Origin of the sequence: Sphingomonas asaccharolytica NBRC 15499 (genome assembly GCF_001598355.1) — a bacterium.
Classification (GTDB): Bacteria; Pseudomonadota; Alphaproteobacteria; order Sphingomonadales; family Sphingomonadaceae; genus Sphingomonas; species Sphingomonas asaccharolytica.
The window spans coordinates 38,725-53,278 of the sequence record NZ_BCYU01000013.1 but is presented as its reverse complement, the minus strand read 5'-3'; the positions used below and the strand labels follow the sequence as shown (position 1 = coordinate 53,278).

Annotated in this window: 16 protein-coding genes; 8 read left to right on the top strand and 8 right to left on the bottom strand. The window is 64.4% G+C overall.

The features are described 5' to 3' along the window. The first annotated feature begins 3 nt into the window (after window positions 1–3). Window positions 4–1,389: a PQQ-dependent sugar dehydrogenase gene (locus SAS01S_RS05340; RefSeq protein ID WP_066805939.1), complete on the top strand. Its 1,386-nt coding sequence runs from the start codon at window positions 4–6 to the stop codon at window positions 1,387–1,389. 326 nt (window positions 1,390–1,715) lie between these two features. Further along, a complete protein-coding gene (locus SAS01S_RS05335; protein ID WP_066805937.1) occupies window positions 1,716–2,207 on the top strand; it encodes a helix-turn-helix domain-containing protein in 492 nt (163 codons plus the stop codon). Window positions 2,208–2,216: 9 nt separating this feature from the next. Here SAS01S_RS05335 and SAS01S_RS05330 read toward each other — a convergent pair whose 3' ends face one another. Both SAS01S_RS05330 and SAS01S_RS05325 read right to left on the bottom strand, forming a co-directional pair. Then, the gene (locus SAS01S_RS05330) at window positions 2,217–2,519 is read right to left on the bottom strand and encodes a polyhydroxyalkanoic acid system family protein (protein WP_066805935.1); all 303 of its coding nucleotides are present in this window, start codon (window positions 2,517–2,519) and stop codon (window positions 2,217–2,219) included. 22 nt (window positions 2,520–2,541) lie between these two features. After that, a complete protein-coding gene (locus SAS01S_RS05325; protein WP_066805933.1) occupies window positions 2,542–2,958 on the bottom strand; it encodes a VOC family protein in 417 nt (138 codons plus the stop codon). Between the two features lie 228 nt (window positions 2,959–3,186). Between SAS01S_RS05325 and lnt the strand changes: the two genes are divergently transcribed. The 4 genes from lnt to SAS01S_RS05305 all read left to right on the top strand — a co-directional run bounded on the left by lnt (window position 3,187) and on the right by SAS01S_RS05305 (window position 7,950). Next, a complete protein-coding gene (gene lnt, locus SAS01S_RS05320) occupies window positions 3,187–4,743 on the top strand; it encodes an apolipoprotein N-acyltransferase (protein ID WP_066805931.1) in 1,557 nt (518 codons plus the stop codon). Window positions 4,744–4,823: 80 nt separating this feature from the next. Further along, window positions 4,824–6,035, top strand: coding sequence for a methionine adenosyltransferase (metK, locus tag SAS01S_RS05315; RefSeq protein ID WP_066805929.1), 1,212 nt, complete (start codon window positions 4,824–4,826; stop codon window positions 6,033–6,035). Window positions 6,036–6,141: 106 nt separating this feature from the next. Beyond that, a complete protein-coding gene (trmB, locus tag SAS01S_RS05310) occupies window positions 6,142–6,834 on the top strand; it encodes a tRNA (guanine(46)-N(7))-methyltransferase TrmB (protein WP_066805927.1) in 693 nt (230 codons plus the stop codon). A gap of 60 nt (window positions 6,835–6,894) precedes the next feature. Beyond that, complete coding sequence (locus SAS01S_RS05305; RefSeq protein WP_084238544.1) at window positions 6,895–7,950, top strand: ParB/RepB/Spo0J family partition protein; 1,056 nt, start codon at window positions 6,895–6,897, stop codon at window positions 7,948–7,950. On the opposite strand, the gene SAS01S_RS05300 is transcribed toward SAS01S_RS05305, so the two are convergent. Next, the gene (locus SAS01S_RS05300) at window positions 7,947–9,074 is read right to left on the bottom strand and encodes a GNAT family N-acetyltransferase (RefSeq protein WP_066805925.1); all 1,128 of its coding nucleotides are present in this window, start codon (window positions 9,072–9,074) and stop codon (window positions 7,947–7,949) included. The two genes, SAS01S_RS05305 and SAS01S_RS05300, sit on opposite strands and share 4 nt — an antisense overlap. Window positions 9,075–9,192: 118 nt before the next feature. On the opposite strand from SAS01S_RS05300, the gene SAS01S_RS05295 reads away from it, so the two are divergent. Beyond that, window positions 9,193–9,645, top strand: coding sequence for a DUF2721 domain-containing protein (locus tag SAS01S_RS05295; protein ID WP_066805923.1), 453 nt, complete (start codon window positions 9,193–9,195; stop codon window positions 9,643–9,645). 38 nt (window positions 9,646–9,683) lie between these two features. Here the strand turns inward: SAS01S_RS05295 and SAS01S_RS05290 are convergent, their stop codons facing one another. Further along, entirely contained in the window at window positions 9,684–11,267 is a 1,584-nt protein-coding gene (locus SAS01S_RS05290; RefSeq protein ID WP_066805921.1) for an amidase, read from the bottom strand. Between the two features lie 80 nt (window positions 11,268–11,347). Between SAS01S_RS05290 and SAS01S_RS05285 the strand changes: the two genes are divergently transcribed. Continuing rightward, window positions 11,348–12,805: a flavin-containing monooxygenase gene (locus SAS01S_RS05285; protein ID WP_066805920.1), complete on the top strand. Its 1,458-nt coding sequence runs from the start codon at window positions 11,348–11,350 to the stop codon at window positions 12,803–12,805. 25 nt (window positions 12,806–12,830) lie between these two features. Here the strand turns inward: SAS01S_RS05285 and SAS01S_RS05280 are convergent, their stop codons facing one another. From SAS01S_RS05280 to SAS01S_RS05270, 4 genes are all read right to left on the bottom strand, one after another. After that, window positions 12,831–13,166, bottom strand: a complete 336-nt coding sequence (locus SAS01S_RS05280) for a hypothetical protein (protein ID WP_066805919.1) — start codon at window positions 13,164–13,166, stop codon at window positions 12,831–12,833. Window positions 13,167–13,543: 377 nt separating this feature from the next. Then, window positions 13,544–13,819, bottom strand: a complete 276-nt coding sequence (locus SAS01S_RS05275; RefSeq protein WP_066805918.1) for a DUF3175 domain-containing protein — start codon at window positions 13,817–13,819, stop codon at window positions 13,544–13,546. Window positions 13,820–13,823: 4 nt separating this feature from the next. After that, a complete protein-coding gene (locus SAS01S_RS22405; RefSeq protein ID WP_157082174.1) occupies window positions 13,824–13,973 on the bottom strand; it encodes a hypothetical protein in 150 nt (49 codons plus the stop codon). A gap of 40 nt (window positions 13,974–14,013) precedes the next feature. Then, a complete protein-coding gene (locus tag SAS01S_RS05270; RefSeq protein WP_066805917.1) occupies window positions 14,014–14,550 on the bottom strand; it encodes a hypothetical protein in 537 nt (178 codons plus the stop codon). Window positions 14,551–14,554: the final 4 nt, after the last annotated feature.

Genomic DNA, 14,554 nt, shown 5'->3' with positions numbered 1-14,554 from the left:
GCCATGCGCCAGCGAATCCTGATCGGTCTTGCCCTCGTCCTCATCCTGGTGGGCGGTCTCTATCTCTATTTTGCCCAACCCGATGAAGCGCGGCTCAGCATCGCCGCGGTCAGCGGCGGCAGACCCGATATTACGCCCGCGCGGGCGCAGATCTGGCCGACGATCAAGGTCGCCAATGCGGTGGGATGGAAACAAGGGGAGACGCCGACCGCGGCGGCCGGGCTCAAGGTCAACGCCTTCGCCTCCGGACTCGACCATCCCCGCTGGCTTTACCGCCTGCCCAATGGCGACGTGCTGGTTGCCGAAACCAATTCGCCGCCACGCAAGGGCGGCGGGATCGCCGGCTGGGTGATGAACTATCTGCTCGACAAAGGCGGCGCCGGGGTTCCCTCGGCCAACCGCATCACTTTGTTGCGCGACGCGAACGGCGACGGTGTGGCCGAGGTGAAACAGACGTTCCTGACCGGGCTCAACTCGCCTTACGGCATGGCGCTGCTCGGGCAGTATCTCTACGTCGCCAATACCGATGCGCTGGTGCGCTATCCCTTCACGCCAGGGCAGACCAGGATCGACGCCAAGCCCGAAACGGTGATCAAATATCCCGGCGGCGGCAACCATTGGGCGCGCAACGTGATCGTCGCCGAGGACGGCAAGACGCTGTATTTGGCGGTCGGCTCCTCGAGCAACATCGCCGACAACGGCCTGGACGCGGAGAAATTCCGCGCTAACATCCTTCAGGTCTTCCCCGATACCAAGACCTTCCGCGTTTATGCCGCGGGCACGCGCAATCCCAACGGACTGGCGCTCGAACCCAAGACCAAGGCGTTGTGGACGGTGGTCAACGAACGCGACATGCTAGGATCCGACAGCCCGCCCGATTATCTGAGTGCGGTGGAAGCCGGCGACAATTTCGGCTGGCCGTGGTTCTATTGGGGCGGCTATCCCGATCATCGCGTGAAGCCGGAAAATCCCGGGCTGCAGGAATATGTGAAGCGCCCCGATTACGCTTTGGGCCCGCATGTGGCGGCGCTGGGGCTGGCCTTCGCCGACGAGGCCCGGCTTGGCCCGCAATTCGCCGACGGCGCCTTTATCGGCGAACACGGGTCGTGGAACCGGCAGCCGGTGTCGGGTTACCGCGTCATCTATGTGCCGTTCGGCGATAATGGCTTTCCCACCAAGGGAGCGAAAGCGGTCGACGTGCTGTCGGGATTCCTCGACGCCAAGGGGCAGGCACGCGGCCGTCCGGTCGGCGTGATCTTCGATACCACCGGCTCGTTGCTGGTGGCGGACGATGTCGGCAATGTCATCTGGCGGGTGAGTTCGGCGACGCCGGCTCCGGCGCCCGCCCCGTCGCCAAGCGCGGCTGCGACTCCGAAGGCGTCTCGCTAAATCCTGTTTCAGCAGAGCTGAAACGGCTGCGGTACCGGCCCGCTCCCGCGCCCGGGCGCCCAACCCCAACAGGGTGTTCTATTGGGGCCGGGTGGGGAGCGGGCCAGCACCGATTCAGCGAAGCTGCCAAGGCCTTTAAGGGGCGGGCTGCAACTGGCCCCCCGACCGCGCAGCCCGCACACCCGTACGACACCGAAGGGTCCACGCTTCGACGCGTATCTTTTCCCTCGATTCCGTTGCTTTACACCAACTTGCTCGATTCATGCGTTGACGATTTCATTTTAACTGCCCAAAATGGGTCACTTGCGGGGGCGGGAGTGAGTCATATGGCTGCTGGCGACCGCGTCGCGACGGTTCCCGAGGGTATGAGCGATCATTGGCGCACCGCCATGTTCGCGCTAACCAACCTGTTCCTGTCGATGCACCGCACCTTCACCGGACATGATGGCGAAAGCCCCACGGCCGTGCTGATTTATTGCACGGTATCGGTCGGCAACATCCAGAAATTGATGCGCGAACGCAGCGTGCCGCGCGAATTCACGGCAACTGCCATATTGCCGCGCGAATGGGTCGTGCCGATGTCGCGCAGCGCGATCGCCGCCGCGACCGGACTGGCGAGGGAAACGGTGCGCCGCCACGTCGCGCAAATGATCGAGACGGGGCTGTTGATCGAGGATCCGCGCGGCGGCGTGACGGTCGTGCCCGGCGCCATTCAGACTCGCGCGCTCGAGCCCTTGCTCGAAACGTTGGTCACCGAATTCTCGCGCACCGCGGACGCGTTGCTGCGCGCCGGGGTGATCGAAGTGCAGACGTCGTGACGAGCAAGCTTATTCAAGCAATTTGGGCGCTTCCTTGGCGAGCTTCGCGCGGATGCGGTCGGCGAACAGCGCCAGGAATGGCGGCAGGTCGACGGTCGCGACTATGCGGTCGCCGCGTACATCCAGGCTGGAGGCGACGCGCTGCCCCATCGCTGCAATGGTGAAATGGAGCACGTCGGCCGTCCAATGATGCTCGACCTCGGCTCCGCCGGGAAACCAGCCTGACAATTTGCCGATGCCAGCATCGACTCGCCGCCGCGCCTCTGCCAGTCCCAATTTGTGCGGCACCTCGACAACGATCGGATCGCTCATGCCGTAAAGAACCCCGTCGTAATCATGTTACAAACAATTGCGCGTCATCGGCGAACGCCTTGAACTCCAGCGCGTTCCCCGATGGGTCGAGGAAGAACATCGTGGCTTGCTCGCCCGGTTGGCCGACGAAGCGGATATGCGGCTCGATTCCGAAGGTGATTCCCGCCGCCTTTACGCGGTCGGCCAGCGCCCGCCAGTCGTCCATCGTCAGCACGACGCCGAAATGCGGCACCGGCACGTCGTGACCGTCCACCGGGTTGGACACCGCGACCGGTTTCGCCGCGGGATCGAGATGCGCCACGATCTGATGCCCGAACAAGTCGAAGTCGATCCAGCTATCCGAACTACGCCCCTCCGGACACCCGAGCGTGCCGCCGTAAAAGGCGCGCGCGGCGGCGAGATCGTGGACGGGAAAGGCGAGATGGAAAGGTCGAAGCATAATTCCTAGCTACTGCCCGTAGAACCAAACGTCACCCCGGGCGTGTTCCGGGGTCCAACCATCCCATCGGAATTAAGTCGTGGTTGCACGTTGGTGTTCGAGCGAGGTCGTGCCCCCCGGACACGATTTTTGCTTGCCGGGGGCAAGCCAAAGCTCGAGCACGGAACAAGCCCGGCATGACGATTGGGGCTAGCGCGCTTCGTCATTTCGCAGCCATAGCGCGAGGCGATGCGTCGTCTCCTCCCGCTCCTGCCACTCGCGCTTGGTGCCATATCCGCGCTCGGCTTCGCGCCATGGAACTGGTGGCCGCTGACCTTGGCCGGGTTTGCGGTCTGGCTGCTCCTCATCCATGGTGGCGGCTCGATCAGACAAGTCTTGGGAATGGGCTGGCTGTTCGGGCTCGGCCACTTCGCCGTCGCCAACTTGTGGATTCAGCAGCCGTTCGAATTTCAGGACGCGATGCCGCCTTGGCTCGGCTATGTGGCGGTAGTCCTTGTCGCTGCCTATCTCGCGCTCTTCCCGATGCTTGCCGCCGGGCTGGCCTGGCGACTCGCGAGCCCAGCAGCAAAGGGCGATCCGGCACCTCGCGTCGATACCGCCTTCGTGCTGGTCGCGGGCGTTGCCTGGATCGCGACCGAATATCTTCGCGGGACGATGTTCACGGGCTATCCTTGGGACCCGCTCGCGGCAGCCTGGGTGTCGATCCCTGTGGCAGGCCTCGCCGCCTATGTCGGCAGCTATGCTCTGTCGGGGATCGTCGTGATCGCGGGCGGTTGTCTCCTGGTCATCGCCAGCGACCGTCGTGCTTATCTGCCCATGCTCATCCTGATCGCCTTGGTCGGCTATTCGTCCGTCCCGGCTGAACATCTTTCCCGCGCGCCCGACCTCGCCACCCATGTGCGCATCGTCCAACCCAACCTGGCCGAAGAGGCCAAACCGACCGCCGATTACGCCGAAGCCAATTTCCAGGCACTCGCGCGGCTGTCGGGAAAACCCGACGCCAACCATCCCCGCCTGATACTGTGGCCGGAGGGCGCGATCCGCTTTCCGGTCGAAGACGGCTATCCGCGCTATGTCTACGACCTGATGGGCAGCGCGCAGACCGCGCGCATCCGGATGGCTTTGCTGCTTGGCGACCACGACGCGATCCTGACCGGCACGCAGGGGATGTATTTCGACAAGCGCACCGAGAATATGATCGCGGCGACCAATTCGATCGCGGTGATCGGCCCCGATGCGCAACTCCACGGTCGCTACGACAAGGCGCATCTGGTTCCCTATGGCGAATATCTGCCGATGCGCCCCGTATTGGAAGCGATCGGCCTGTCGCGCCTCGTTCCTGGCGATGTCGATTTCATTCCCGGCCCCGGCCCGCGCACGATGGTCATTCCCGGCTTCGGCAAGGTCGGCATGCTGATCTGCTACGAAGTGATCTTCTCCGGCCATGTCGTCGACCCCGCCCATCGACCCGACTTCATCTTCAACCCATCGAACGACGCGTGGTTCGGCACGCTGGGTCCGCCCGCGCATCTCGCCCAGGCGCGGCTGCGCGCGATCGAGGAAGGTCTGTCGATCGTCCGTGCGACGCCGACCGGTATCTCAGCGATCATCGACCCTGACGGCGTGGTACGCCAGAGCATCCCGATGGGCCGCGCCAGCGCGATCGAAGGCTCGGTAATGCGCGGCTCCCCCACCCTCTTCTCGCGCCTCGGCAACTGGCTGGCGGGAATCGCCTCGGCGATTCTGCTGATTTGCGCGATTGCCATCCGGCGGCTCGCTCGCTAGGACCCGCAGCCTCATATAAGGAAAGCTTTATATGGGCATGGCAACGGCCCGGCTTTCCGCCAGACCCCAGAGGAAACTCAATGCGTTCCAATTATCTCTTCACGTCCGAATCGGTCTCCGAAGGCCATCCCGACAAGGTCGCCGACCAGATTTCCGACGCCATCGTCGACCTGTTCCTGTCGAAAGACCCCGAAGCGCGCATCGCCTGCGAGACGCTGACCACTACCCAGCTCGTCGTGCTGGCCGGTGAAATCCGCGGCAAGGGCATCATGGACGAGGCCGGCAACTGGGCGCCCGGCGTCCGCGACGAGGTCGAGAAGGCGGTGCGCGATACCGTGAAGCGGATCGGCTATGAGCAGGACGGCTTCCACTGGGAAACCTTCCGCTTCGAGAACAATCTGCACCCGCAATCGGCGCATATCGCACAGGGCGTGGACGCCAGCGGCAACAAGGACGAAGGCGCCGGCGACCAGGGCATCATGTTCGGCTATGCCGCCAACGATACGCCGGATCTTATGCCAGCGACGCTCTATTACAGCCACAAGATCCTCGAGCAGATGGCCGCCGACCGCCACTCCGGCAAGGCGCCGTTTCTGGAGCCGGACGCCAAGAGTCAGGTCACGTTGCGCTACGAGGGCAGCAAGCCTGTCGCCGCCACTGCGATCGTCGTCTCGACCCAGCATGGCAAGGGCTATGACGAAGGCGACAAGGAAGCCGAGCTTCACGCTTATGTGAAGCAAGTCGTCGCCGACGTGATCCCCTCGGCCTTGCTCAGCGACGAGACCGTCTATCACATCAACCCGACCGGCAGCTTCGAGATCGGCGGCCCTGATGGCGACGCCGGCGTGACTGGCCGCAAGATCATCGTCGACACCTATGGCGGTGCGTCGCCCCACGGCGGTGGCGCGTTCAGCGGCAAGGACCCGACCAAGGTCGACCGTTCGGCGGCCTATATCACCCGCTATCTGGCGAAGAACATCGTCGCGGCCGGCCTCGCCCAGCGCGTGACGATCCAGCTGGCCTATGCGATCGGCGTTTCGAAGCCGCTGTCGCTCTATGTCGATACGCATGGCACCGGCACGGTCGGTGACGACGAACTGGAAGCGGCAATCGGCAAGATCGAGAAGCTGGGCGGCCTGACCCCACGGGGCATCCGCACGCATCTCGGCCTCAACAAGCCGATTTATGCGCGCACTGCGGCATACGGTCACTTCGGCCGCAAGCCCGAAGGCGACTTCTTTCCGTGGGAGCGCACCGACCTGGTCGACGATCTCAAGGCCGCTCTGGCCTGATCTCGATCATATCGGTTGAAATGGCGAAGGGCCGGGGAGCGATCTCCGGCCCTTCTTCGTTGGCCGCGATTGGCTTTCGGCGGATCACGCTATAGTCGGTCGCACGATGAACGATCCGACGACCATCCGGCGCCTCTATGGCCGGCGCCAGGGACATAAATTGCGCCAGGGCCAGTCCGCCCTGGTCGAAGAGCTGCTGCCCGCCGTCGAGGTACCGGAAACCGGCCCGCTCGATGCGCGGGCCTTGTTCGGCGACGCCGAAAATTCTGGGCGCCCGCTCGAGCTGGAGATCGGCTTCGGCGCCGGCGAGCATCTTGCGGGACAGGCGACGGCGCGGCGCGATCATGGCTTTATCGGCTGCGAACCATTCCTCAACGGGGTTGTCGGCGCGCTCGGTCATATCCGCGATCAGGGACTGGAGAATGTCCGCCTGCACATGGGCGACGCGCTCGACGTGGCCGAGCGGTTGCCCGATGCCAGCCTGAACCGCGTCTACCTCCTCCATCCCGATCCCTGGCCCAAGGCGCGGCATGCCAAGCGGCGGATGGTCAATGACGGTCCGCTCGATCTGATCGCCGCCAAGCTCAAGCCCGGCTGCGAGTTCCGGCTGGGCACCGACGATCCGACCTATTGTCGCTGGGCGATGATGGTGATGAACCGCCGCCGCGACTTCGTCTGGACCGCGCAGACGCCGCGCGACTTTTTGACGCGCCCCGACGACTGGCCCGAGACGCGCTACGAGCGCAAAGCACGGCGACAAGGGCATGAGGTCTGGTATTTCCGCTATTTACGGGTCTGACCATTGCTGGCCGTCCGGAACGCTGGCGGCGGCGTCAAACCCGGACTATCGTGGCGCGCAATGACCGAGCGTCGCGACAAGCCCAGCTTTGCCAGCCTGTTCAACCGCGCGCGCGCCGAGGCTGACGGGACGGCGTCCATTCCCTCCCCACCGCCCGCCGAGCCGGCGGTCGTTCAGTCGGCGGAGCCGCCGCCGGTCGAACCGCGTCGCCGCGACGAATGGGCCTATGAGGCGATGCAATTCCTGGTCGATCCGGCCCGCGTCCGCATCTGGCCGGGCAATGCGCGCATCTATCACGACCTCAATCCCGACAATTGCCGCGATCTGATCCAGTCGATCGCGACCGAGGGAATGCAGAAGGTCGCGGCTGTCGTGCGTCCGGTGTTCGACGATGCGCTGTACGAATATGAAGTGATCGCCGGCACGCGGCGCCATTTCGCGGTGTCGTATCTGCGTGCGACCAGTATGCCGTCGCTGCGCTTCCTGATCCAGGTCGAGATTCTCGACGATGAGGCCGCCTTCCGCCTCGCCGATCTGGAAAATCGCGCGCGCAAGGACGTGTCCGACATCGAACGCGCGCGCAATTACGCGGCCGCGCTTCACGACCATTATGACGGCCATCTGACGCGGATGGCCGAGCGGCTGGCGCTGTCCAAATCCTGGCTGTCCAAGATGATCCGGGTCTCGGCCCTGCCCGATCAGTTGCTCGCGGCGTTCGGGTCGCCGGGCGATCTCCATCTCAAGCCCGCCTATACGCTGGCGCAGAAGCTCGACGGACCGGCCGGGCCGGTGATCATGGCGACCGCGATCCAGATCGCCCGCGCGCAGATGGCCCGCCGTACCGACGGCCTCGCGCCCTATCCGGCGGCGGAAGTGCTGCGGCAGTTGAACGACGCGTCGAGTCCCGCGCCGGAACAATCCGCCGAACTACGCGGCCCCACCGGCCGGTTGGCGATGAGCGCGAACGCCAACAAGAACAGTTTGACCCTGAAGCTGCACGCCGGCTCCGGCGTCACCCGCAAGGCAATCACCGAGGCGGTGCGCGCTGCGCTCGATGCCGCCGAGGCGAAGGGATTCTCGCTGGGTCTGTCGTCGCGCGACGACGAGAGCGATTAATCGGCGGTGTCGGTCAGCCTGGGCGGCTGGTCCGGCGCCTGTCCGCTCCGCCGCCACATCCCTTGGAGCACGCGGCCGAGCATCGATGGCGCACCGGGCCGGAGCAATAGCCAGTCGCGGATCACCGGTCCCGGTTCGGCGCCGATCGTGCTCTTGTAGCCGCTGTCGCCCGCACCCCAATCGACCTTGGTCATACCCTGCTGCAACGCCCGGACGAGATTGCGATAGTAGAGCAGCCGGCCCGGCGAATGTTTGGCAAAGGCGGGGTCGTAGCTGTTGGCGACGGCGTATTTCAGCGCCCCCAAATTGAGATCGAACGAAAAGGCGGCAGGAGCCCCGTCGACCGTCAACAACGCCGCCGACATCATCTCGGCGATCACCGGATCGGCGGCGGCCTGGCGCCAGAACGCACCATGACCGCGCTTGGTGAATTTGGCGTCGCTGCCATCGGTGCGTGCGGCGATCCAGCTTTTCTGTTCGACCGCGGCCAGCTGATCGAACCCTCCCGCGGCTAGGTCGGCGCCACTCATGAAACGCCAGTCGAGCGCGCCGCGATCCGCTAGATGCTTTTGGTGGAACCGGTTCTTCTTGAGCGTCGACGCGCGTGGCCAGGCGGCCTGGCTTTGTGCCGCGGCCATGTCGAGCAGATAGGAATCGGCCACGAAGCGGTCCAGCACGACCCAGCGCCGCCGCCTCGCCGCCGCGATCAGCCCGCTAAGTGCAGGATCGCCATCATAAGACGGGCCGATGCGCAGACCGTTGACCTCTTGCCCCAGTCGATCGACCAGCACGTCGAACGCGGCGTCGGAGGCATCGGTGCAGGCCGGAAAGCCGCGAAACGGCCAATAGCAGCCGGGGATCGCGGCGAGCCTCGCCGCCTCAGGCCCGAACCCGGCCAGCGGCAGCGCGATGACCGGATAGCCGTCGCGTTCGACGATCAAGGTCCGCGCGCGACCGCCATAAGCGGCCAGCGATGCGGCGAACCATTGATAGCGGAGGAATCGATGCCCCTCATCCGCCTGCTCCGCGACGGCATCGATCAACGCCGACAGCCCGTCGAACGCAGTGGCGCGCATCGCGGGGGGCAGGCGTGTGAACTCGCTGAGCAGCATCGGCTTGGTCATGATCGCCGGCTATACCGGTCAGCCGTTACCAAGCCGTTTTTAGCCGGCGCGCCTCGCGAACTAGGCGCTTACTCCTACCGCTTCCCTAATCGCCGATAGCCCGCCATGATATCAGACGATGCAACCCAATACCGTCTCGACGATCGCCCAGACAATCCAGCTCTCGCTGTCGCCGGTGTTCATGCTGACCGGCATCGGCGCCTTGCTCAACGTGCTGGTCGGCCGGATGGCGCGCGTGGTCGACCGGGTGCGGGATCTCGAGAAGCTCCATCCTTTGTCCAGCGGTCCGGACCGCGACCGCTATGTCTCGGAGCTGCGGATCCTCGACCGCCGCATCCGGGTGATAAATTTCGGGCTGTTCCTGGCCGTATCGAGCGCGGTGATGACGTGCCTGGTCGTCGCGCAATTATTCGTCGCCGAACTGATCGGGCTGCGCATTGCGACGATCGTCGCCCTCACCTTCACGCTTGCGATGCTTCTGTTGATCGCGGCTTTGGTCAGCTTCATCGTCGAGGTCCGCACCTCGCTGCTCGCGGTCAAGGTGCGCGAGGAATTGCTCGAGGAGCGATGAAAGCTAAAGGCTGATTGAGTTGGGTTGGCAAAGGCGACTCAGCGCGCGCCCTCGACCCTCTCCCCCGCATCGGCCGTCACGGCATAATTCGGGGCCACCCGCGCCTTCGACGCCTGCTCATAGACATACCCCGCCTCGAGCAGCTTGCCGTCGCTATAGGCCGGGCCGATGAACGACAGCCCGGTCGGCAACCCGCGCACCAGTCCCATCGGCACCGTCAGATTGGGATAGCCGGAAATCGCCGGCAGTTCGGACGAGCTCGGCCCGTTATATTGATCGCCATAGATCGGGTCGCTCAGCCAGGCCGGGCCATAAGTCGGCTGCACCAGGATCGTCGCATCGGCCTGTTTGAGCATGCCGTCGATCGCCCCCTTGGCGAGAGCCAAGGATTTGTCGCGCTGCGCCTGATAGGTCGGCTCGTCCGTCCCCTTCGACTTCGCCGCCATGTCGAAAATCTCCTGCGCGAAATACGGCATTTCGGCATCGGCATTGGCGGTGTCGAACGCGATCACGTCGTCGATCGTGCGGGTCTTCACGCCCGGCGGGGTCGAGGCGAGATATTTGTTGAGGTCAGTCTTCAGCTCGAACTTGAACACGTCGAACTCGGCATCGCCCATGCCGTCGGTCTTGGGCCGCTGGACGTCGACCAGCACCGCGCCTTGCGCCTTGAGCACCGCCAACGCTTGATCGAACCGCACGGCGACCAGCGGTGACATGTCGGGGCGATAAACCGCGATCCGCACGCCCTTGAGCGATGCGGCCGTCAGTCCGCCGGTGAAGTCCTTGCGGTATTTGCCGGCATCCTTGGTCGCCGCATCGGCCGGGTCGCTGCCGACCATCGCCGAGAACAAGGTCGCGACATCGCGGACGCTGCGCGCCATCGGCCCGGGCGTATCCTGGCTATGACTGATCGGCACGACATAAGTGCGGCTGACCAGCCCAAGCGTCGGCTTGAGCCCGACCAGTCCGTTGATTGACGAGGGGCAGACCACCGATCCGTCGGTCTCGGTCCCCAGCCCCGCCGCGGCAAAACTCGCCGCCACCGCCGCACCAGTCCCGCTCGACGAGCCGCAAGCTGTACGGTCAAGCCCATAAGGATTGCGCACCAGCCCGCCTATGCCGCTCCATCCGCTCATCGCCTTGGTCGAGCGGATATTGGCCCATTCGCTGAGGTTGGTCTTGCCCAAGATCACCGCACCCTGCGCGCGGAGCAAAGCGATCACCGGTGCGTCGCGATGGGTCAGATTGTCCCTCAGCGCCAGGCTGCCCGCGGTGGTCGGCACCGGGTCTTTCGTCTCGATATTGTCCTTGATCAGGATCGGGATGCCGTCGAGCGGGCCTAGCAGCTTCTTCGCCTTGCGCCGCGCGTCGCTCGCCTTAGCCTGGGCCAGCGCATCGGAATTGAGCGCGATGATTGCGCGCAACGCCGGGCCCTTGCGGTCCATCTCCGCGATGCGATCGAGATAGGCGCGCGTGATGTCGGCGCTGGTGTCCTGTCCCTTGTCCATGCGCGATCGCAACTGATCGATCGAGACCTCGGTCACGGCATGCTGCGCCGGCGCATCCTTCGCGATCGCGGGCAACGGTGTGGCGAGCAGGATCAGAGCGGCGAAGCGGCGCATGGTGGTCCCCTTTTATGGCGCGCCTTCATCGTCCAACTCCTCCCCTTCGACAAGCGGGATGCGCACGTTATGCTATCGTCATGGCTGCCCCGCTAGAAACCCAGGCGATCATCATCGGTGCCGGCATGTCGGGGCTGCTCGCCGCTATCCGACTGAAACAGGCAGAGGTCGATTTCGCCGTGCTCGAAAAGAGCCTGGAGGTCGGCGGAACCTGGCTCGACAATTGTTATCCGGGGTCGGGTTGCGACGTCCCCAGCCACCTCTACAGCTATAGCTTCGCCGGCAATCCGCATTGGTCGCGCATGTTCGCGCGCCAGCCCGAGATTCTCGATTATTTCCGCGACCAGGCGAACCGTTTTCGCTTGCGACCGCACCTTTGCCTGGGCGTCGAGGTCACGAGCGCCGATTGGGATGAGGCGAGCGCGCGGTGGACGGTCACCTCGACCGACGGCAATCGCTGGCGCGCGCCGGTGCTGATCGTTGCGACCGGCCAGCTCAACCGCCCGCGCACGCCCGATTTACCCGGGCGCAAGAGTTTTGCCGGCACCCAGATCCATACCGCGCGCTGGCATGAAGACGCCCCGATTGCCGGCAAGCGCGTCGGAGTGATCGGCACCGGCGCCAGCGCTATCCAGATCGTGCCCGAAATCGCCCGCGAAGCCGCGCATCTCACCGTGTTCCAACGATCTCCGCACTGGATCATTCCGCGCATGGACGCGCCGATCGCACCAATGGTGAAGCGGCTCTTCGCGAACGTCCCGTTGCTGAGAAAGGCGTTTCGCGCGCTGATCTGGCGACGGCTCGAGGCGATCCATCCGGCAATCGCCAATCCGGGTGGCGCCAAGGCACGCGAGGTCGAAAAGATCGCGCTAGATTATCTCGCCGCGACCATTCCCGATCCCGCCTTGCGCCAGGTGCTGACGCCGGACTTTCCTATCGGTTGCAAGCGCACGCTCGTATCCGACGATTATTATCCGGCGCTGCTGCGCGACAACGTCACGCTCGAAACGCGCGCGATCGACCGGGTCGAACCGGCCGGCGCGCGGCTTACCGACGGCACGCTGATAGAGCTCGATACGATCGTCTGGGCAACCGGGTTCGAAACGCACGGCTTCGTCGCGCCGATCGCAATCAACGGACCGAACGGGAGCCTGGCGCAGACCTGGACGAACGGCGCCAGCGCGTATCGCGGCACCACTGTCTCCGGCTTCCCAAACCTGTTTCTGCTCTATGGCCCCAACACCAATCTCGGGCACAATTCGATCATCTTCATGGTCGAGCGCCAGATGGAATATGCGCTGCCCGCGATCCTCAAGCTGGCACGCGGCGATGCACGCCGGATCGCGGTCAAGCCCGATGCGCACCACGCCTATAACCGGACGCTACAGGCACGGCTGGCGACCACCTCCTGGGCAGCGGGATGCGGCAGCTGGTACAAGACCGATAACGGCGTGATGCCCAACAACTGGGCCGGGAACACCGCCGAATTCGCTCGAATGATGAAGCGCTTTGACAGCGAAGCGTACGAGATCGCCTGAGCGATTCGGGGCGAACCGTAAGACCTCAGCCGGACGTGTAGCCCAGTGCGGCAAACGTGTGCTGCAGCCACCAGAAGCTCAGCCCGGAAATCACGGCCACCACTGCCATCAAGGCCCAGCCAGCTGCGGTCAGCTTTCGGTTCTCGGCGTCGCGATAGCTCCAGCGTGCGCCGCCGATCAGGAAGAACAGCCCAAACACCAGCAAGGCGGGGACGAGCACGAAGATCTTGAGCGAATAACGGACTTCGGCGGCGTGCGCCTGCGCCGCCTGCAGCGGCAGCCAGATACCCCACCAGCCAAAGCCGACAAAGGCGATCAGGCAGAGCAACCCGCCCAGGCGATATTTCACATCCGCGGTCATGACGTCCCCGTTTTTACCGTTCGATAGGCTATTAAATGAAAAGAGGCTGCCGGGGATTCCCATCCCCGGCAACCTCCTAACATGGTCAGCGGCCGGAAGCTCCAGCCCGGAGGACCATGCGGACCGCTATTCCTGTGACCCTAAGCGTTGATTGAGGGAGGATACCCCCCGCAAAGGATCGGCGGACTTAGCGGCGCGTCCCCCGAACGAACTGAACCGACCCCACTGCTGAACCATGAGACATCGGATCACCTCCTTTCGCTTGTTGAAACACCGTGACCAACACTGGCCACGACCTCAATGTGAATCGTACGGACTCGTAATTCAAGTCTTGTAATGTTCGAGAAAATCGACGATTCTCTTCGGCCTGTTGCTTGTCAGCGCCCGAACGCGGCGCGGAGCTCTTCTTTTGCCTTTTCCAGCACCTTTTTCTGCTTCGCCGGCAGGTCCTTGCCCGCGCGGTTGATATAGAAAGTCAGCATCGACATCGCCGATTGGAACGGCGACCCCTTTCGGCGATGGCTATGCTCGGCGGAGCGCTTGAGCGAGAGCGCGATCAATTTTGGGTCGTCGCGCGTAAAAACGTCCCGCTCGAGGTCGAGCGCGTTCGAATGTTTGGTGACGTCCTGCGACCACTTCTTTGCGGCTGCCATCGCATCAATGCCGCTTGAAATATTGCACTTCACGTTCGTGCTTCTCGGCGCCCTCACGCGTGTCGAACGTGCCGAGGTTGCGGCGCTTATGCGTCTTGGGATCGACCTTGCGTGAGTAGAGCCGGTATTCGCCCGATTTGAGCTTGCGGATCATGTGTCATCTCCTCGCGCTAAAAACGTGCGAGGCGACGAACTTATCCCCGGCAATCCTCGATCACACGACCAAGTTCGGCATAAGGCGGCACGACCAAAGGTGCTCCGCCAACGCGATCGACGACGAACCGCCCGCGGCTGAACACCATCGCGTCCAGCATGGCATCGCTCGGTGCGAACTGGCTAGCGACATAGCCGGCATCGCCGCCGGTCGCGCGCAACGGGATCGAGCGCGTCAACGTCGTCGTGCGGATCGTCGCCGCATCGCCAGCGCCCTGGACCGACAGATACATCGCCCCCCGCGTGCGGTCGCAGCGCAGCGTCAACAACGCGTCGGCGCCGACCGGCCCGAACAAGGCGATCGAACCCACGCCGTCCTTGCGATAGGCCCAGTCGCCCGGCGTGAACGGCCATTGGTTCCAGTCGGACGCGAGCGGCGGCGTAACCGCCGGTGACGGGCTCGGCCGACCCACGGGCGGCGGTGCAGGCCGCGAGACCGGCGGCGGCGCGGGCGGCGGGACGCAGCCGGCGAGCAAGAGGGCGGCAGACGTTGCGACGGCGGCGAACTTGTAGCGCATCGCC

Excerpts from the sequence above, each read along its gene's own strand:
- trmB (WP_066805927.1), top strand. The coding sequence starts at position 6,142 with ATGAACGATCCGACGACCATCCGGCGCCTCTATGGCCGGCGCCAGGGA.
- SAS01S_RS05295 (WP_066805923.1), top strand. The coding sequence starts at position 9,193 with ATGCAACCCAATACCGTCTCGACGATCGCCCAGACAATCCAGCTCTCG.
- SAS01S_RS05270 (WP_066805917.1), bottom strand. The coding sequence starts at position 14,550 with ATGCGCTACAAGTTCGCCGCCGTCGCAACGTCTGCCGCCCTCTTGCTC.
- SAS01S_RS05280 (WP_066805919.1), bottom strand. The coding sequence starts at position 13,166 with ATGACCGCGGATGTGAAATATCGCCTGGGCGGGTTGCTCTGCCTGATC.
- SAS01S_RS05305 (WP_084238544.1), top strand. The coding sequence starts at position 6,895 with ATGACCGAGCGTCGCGACAAGCCCAGCTTTGCCAGCCTGTTCAACCGC.
- metK (WP_066805929.1), top strand. The coding sequence starts at position 4,824 with ATGCGTTCCAATTATCTCTTCACGTCCGAATCGGTCTCCGAAGGCCAT.
- SAS01S_RS05325 (WP_066805933.1), bottom strand. The coding sequence starts at position 2,958 with ATGCTTCGACCTTTCCATCTCGCCTTTCCCGTCCACGATCTCGCCGCC.
- lnt (WP_066805931.1), top strand. The coding sequence starts at position 3,187 with ATGCGTCGTCTCCTCCCGCTCCTGCCACTCGCGCTTGGTGCCATATCC.
- SAS01S_RS22405 (WP_157082174.1), bottom strand. The coding sequence starts at position 13,973 with ATGATCCGCAAGCTCAAATCGGGCGAATACCGGCTCTACTCACGCAAG.
- SAS01S_RS05275 (WP_066805918.1), bottom strand. The coding sequence starts at position 13,819 with ATGGCAGCCGCAAAGAAGTGGTCGCAGGACGTCACCAAACATTCGAAC.
- SAS01S_RS05300 (WP_066805925.1), bottom strand. The coding sequence starts at position 9,074 with ATGACCAAGCCGATGCTGCTCAGCGAGTTCACACGCCTGCCCCCCGCG.
- SAS01S_RS05340 (WP_066805939.1), top strand. The coding sequence starts at position 4 with ATGCGCCAGCGAATCCTGATCGGTCTTGCCCTCGTCCTCATCCTGGTG.
- SAS01S_RS05285 (WP_066805920.1), top strand. The coding sequence starts at position 11,348 with ATGGCTGCCCCGCTAGAAACCCAGGCGATCATCATCGGTGCCGGCATG.
- SAS01S_RS05335 (WP_066805937.1), top strand. The coding sequence starts at position 1,716 with ATGGCTGCTGGCGACCGCGTCGCGACGGTTCCCGAGGGTATGAGCGAT.
- SAS01S_RS05330 (WP_066805935.1), bottom strand. The coding sequence starts at position 2,519 with ATGAGCGATCCGATCGTTGTCGAGGTGCCGCACAAATTGGGACTGGCA.
- SAS01S_RS05290 (WP_066805921.1), bottom strand. The coding sequence starts at position 11,267 with ATGCGCCGCTTCGCCGCTCTGATCCTGCTCGCCACACCGTTGCCCGCG.